4 protein-coding genes are annotated in these 3656 nt (G+C 68.4%); 1 reads left to right on the top strand and 3 read right to left on the bottom strand.

Annotated elements, in window-relative coordinates:
- From A5652_RS17070 to A5652_RS17060, 3 genes are all read right to left on the bottom strand, one after another.
- The coding region (locus A5652_RS17070) for a neutral zinc metallopeptidase (RefSeq protein WP_197513982.1) at positions 1–370 on the bottom strand (370 nt) is incomplete at its 3' end.
- A gap of 9 nt (positions 371–379) precedes the next feature.
- Positions 380–877 carry an SRPBCC family protein gene (locus A5652_RS17065; protein WP_067353796.1) on the bottom strand — a complete coding sequence of 166 codons (498 nt, stop codon included), beginning with the start codon at positions 875–877 and terminating at the stop codon, positions 380–382.
- A 9-nt stretch (positions 878–886) separates the two neighbouring features.
- Positions 887–1786: an oxidoreductase gene (locus A5652_RS17060; protein ID WP_197513983.1), complete on the bottom strand. Its 900-nt coding sequence runs from the start codon at positions 1784–1786 to the stop codon at positions 887–889.
- 62 nt (positions 1787–1848) lie between these two features.
- Between A5652_RS17060 and aspS the strand changes: the two genes are divergently transcribed.
- Entirely contained in the window at positions 1849–3627 is a 1779-nt protein-coding gene (gene aspS / locus A5652_RS17055) for an aspartate--tRNA ligase (RefSeq protein WP_067353789.1), read from the top strand.
- The last annotated feature ends 29 nt before the right edge of the window (positions 3628–3656 follow it).

Here is a 3656-nt window from a genome sequence, read left to right as displayed (position 1 = left end):
AGGGCGCGTGTCCGCAGCCGGTCTCCACCGATCCGGTGAACAGCCGCACGTGGGGGCGGGTGTAACCCTGCAGCAGCTGATGCCACACCGCGTCCACCGAGTTGCCCGTGGCGACCACGCGACACTGCACGTACTTGTTGGCGTCGGCGCCGGTCTTGCACTGGCTCAGGTCGAAGCCGGGCGCCGAGTAACCGCCGGTGTTCGTCTGCTGCTGCTGGTTCATGACGCGACCGGGGTCGACGCCCAGTAACAGCGCCCCGATGAGGATGAGCAGCCCGAGTCCACCGCCCCCGACGGCCATTCCCATCCCGCCCCCACCGGACGAGGACGCGGTGCTGGTGTCGATCTGCATGCCCTCGTTGAAGGTCATGACGCTCTCCTAACGTTGCCGAGTCGCAAGGGAGTCGGTGTAGCTGCGCAGGTTGCGCAGGTAGCGGCGCAGGGCCAGGTTCAGCAGGGGCCCCACCACGACCATCGCCAGCTTCGCCGGGCCGGCCGGTTTCTGGGCCATCGTCCACGTCAGCCGACAGCCACCCGGGATGACCTCCACCTGGTAGTCCTCGGCAAATGCCGCAACGGATCGGGTCGAGCATTCGTTGAACCGAAATGCCATGTGCGTGAACGGTTCCCAGGCGAGGAATTCCTCGTTGCCGACAAGGCCGCCCCGCATCTCGACGACGCGGGTGGTCCCGACGCCGCGCGGCTCGGGGCTGGTCCAGGTCACTTTCGTGATCACCTTCGCCCATCGCGGCCAGGACTGGGCATCGGAAAGCACCTCGAACAGCTGCTCGGGCGTGATGGCCAGGTCGACGCTGTTGCGGAAGCGGAAGGGTGCGGTGTCGGTGAAGCTCGTATCGACGCGTTCGCAGGGGAACATGACAATAACTTAGCCGGGGCCGTCGCTGGCCGCGGCCAGTAAGGGCACCACGACGTCGCTGATCGGCGTGGCCAGCCCGTGGGCCCGGCCTTTGCGAATGATCACGCCGTTGCGGACGTCCCATTCCATCCGCCGCTGATTCTCCGCGTCGGTCAGGATCGACGTGCTCAGGTCTTCGGCAACGTTGCGGAACATGTCGACCAGCTCGTCGGCAACCCCGTCGGCCAGCCGGGCGCCCTCCGCCCGCGCGACGGCCAGGCACTCGGCGACATAGCGCCGCGACAGCGCGGCGACGTCGTCGCGGCGGAACATCCCGGACCGCCTCCGCGCCAGCGCCATGAACCCGGCCAGTGCGTTGGTGAGCAGCTTGTGCCATGCCGCGGTGATGATGTCGGGGTCGCAGTCCACCCGGCAGCCGGCGCCGCGCAGCAGTTCGGCGACGGTCTCCCCGGACGGTCCGCTGGGTAGCACCAGGGCCGCCTCGGTGCGCAATCGCACCCAGCCGCCGGGCTGGGTCTCGGCCGAGTACCACACGATGCCGGGAATGACGGGGGACAGTTGGCAGTGCGGCTGCACCTGCTCGACCTGCTCCACGCCGTTTTGCAGCACAACGACGATGGTGTGGACGTCGCACAGCCGGGCCAGCCAGCCGGCCGCCGCGTCGTTCTGGGTGGCCTTGACGGCCAACAGCACCACATCCACCGGCCCGGTCACCTCGTCGGGGTCGGTGAGCACCGGTCCGGGAACGACGATCGCGTCCGCTCCGTCGGGTCGCAGTTCGATGGTGTCGCGCGGGGTGCGGCCGCACACCATGACCGAATGGCCCGCCCGGTACAGCAGCGCGGCCGCCGTCGTGCCGACGGCTCCGGGACCGACCAGGGCGATGTTGGTAGCAGCGTCTGTGGCGATGGCATCGAAATTACCTCCTTTAGACTGGTCACTCGTTCAAGCCAGGTGAAGAGGAGTGTTTTGTGCTGCGCAGTCACGCCGCGGGTTCGCTGGACAGTAGCGACGCCGGGCAGCGGGTGACGCTCGCGGGCTGGGTGGCCCGTCGCCGCGACCACGGTGGCGTTATCTTCATCGACCTGCGCGACGCCTCGGGGATCGCCCAGGTCGTGTTCCGCGAGGGCCTCGAGGTGGGACAAGTGCTGGCCCAGGCGCACCGGCTGCGCGCCGAGTTCTGCGTCGCCGTCACCGGTGTGGTCGAGATCCGCCCCGAGGGCAACGCCAACCCAGAGATCGCCACCGGCGACATCGAGGTCAACGCCACGTCGCTGACGGTGCTGGGGGAGAGCGCCCCGCTGCCGTTCCAGCTCGACGAGCCCGCCGGCGAGGAGCTGCGGCTGAAGTATCGCTACCTGGACCTGCGGCGCGACGGTCCCGCCACGGCAATCCGGTTGCGCTCCAAGGTGAACGCCGCCGCGCGTTCGGTGCTCGCGCAACATGACTTCGTCGAGATCGAAACCCCGACCATCACCCGCTCCACCCCGGAAGGGGCCCGCGACTTCCTGGTGCCGTCCCGACTGCATCCAGGCTCGTTTTACGCGTTGCCGCAGAGTCCGCAGCTGTTCAAGCAGCTGCTCATGGTGGCCGGGATGGAGCGCTACTACCAGATCGCCCGCTGCTACCGCGACGAGGATTTCCGCGCCGACCGCCAGCCCGAGTTCACCCAGCTCGACATGGAGATGAGCTTCGTCGACGCCGAGGACATCATCGCCATCTCCGAGGAGATCCTGGTCGCATTGTGGGCGCTGATCGGGTATGAGATCCCGACGCCGATCCCGCGGATCAGCTACGCCGACGCGATGCGACGGTTCGGTTCGGACAAGCCCGACATGCGCTTCGGCCTTGAGCTCGTCGACTGCACAGAGTTCTTCAAAGACACCACGTTTCGTGTCTTCCAGGCGCCGTACGTCGGCGCCGTGGTGATGCCCGGCGGGGCGTCGCAGCCGCGGCGCACGCTGGACGGCTGGCAGGAGTGGGCCAAGCAGCGGGGCCACCGCGGGCTGGCCTACGTCCTGATTGCCGACGACGGCACGCTGGGCGGTCCGGTCGCCAAGAACCTGTCCGATGCCGAACGCTCTGGCCTGGCCGCGCAGGTCGGGGCGAAGCCGGGGGACTGCGTCTTCTTCTCCGCTGGCCCGGCGAAGCCGTCGCGCGCCCTGCTGGGTGCCGCCCGCAGCGAGATCGCCCACCGGCTGGAACTGATCGACGCGCAAGCGTGGGCGTTCGTATGGGTGGTGGACCCGCCGCTGTTCGAGCCCGCTGACGACGCGACCGCCGCCGGCGACGTCGCCGTCGGGTCGGGGGCGTGGACCGCCGTGCACCACGCGTTCACCTCACCCAAACCCGGGCATGAGGACGCCATCGAGACCGACACCGGCAACGTGCTCGCCGACGCCTACGACATCGTCTGCAACGGCAACGAGATCGGCGGCGGATCGATACGTATCCACCGCCGCGACATCCAGGAGCGGGTGTTCGCGGTGATGGGCCTGGACCAGGCCGAGGCCCAGGAGAAGTTCGGATTTCTATTGGAGGCGTTCACCTTTGGCGCACCTCCGCATGGCGGGATCGCGTTCGGCTGGGACCGGATCAACGCGCTGCTGTCCCGGGTCGACTCCATCCGTGAGGTCATCGCCTTCCCGAAGACAGGCGGCGGCGTGGACCCGCTCACCGAGGCGCCCGCGCCGATCACCGCCCAGCAGCGCAAGGAATCCGGAATTGACGCCAAGCCGGAGCCAAGGTAACGCGTTGACCTAAAGTGGCCAGGCCCACT

The sequence above is a fragment of the Mycobacterium sp. 1165178.9 genome (assembly GCF_001673555.1).
Lineage (GTDB): Bacteria > Actinomycetota > Actinomycetes > Mycobacteriales > Mycobacteriaceae > Mycobacterium.
Note: the sequence above shows the minus strand (reverse complement) of the source record. Positions and strands in the feature narration are given on the sequence as shown.

What these genes read in the sequence shown, in the direction of transcription:
- A5652_RS17065 (WP_067353796.1), bottom strand. Translation starts at nt 877, where the DNA reads ATGTTCCCCTGCGAACGCGTCGATACGAGCTTCACCGACACCGCACCC.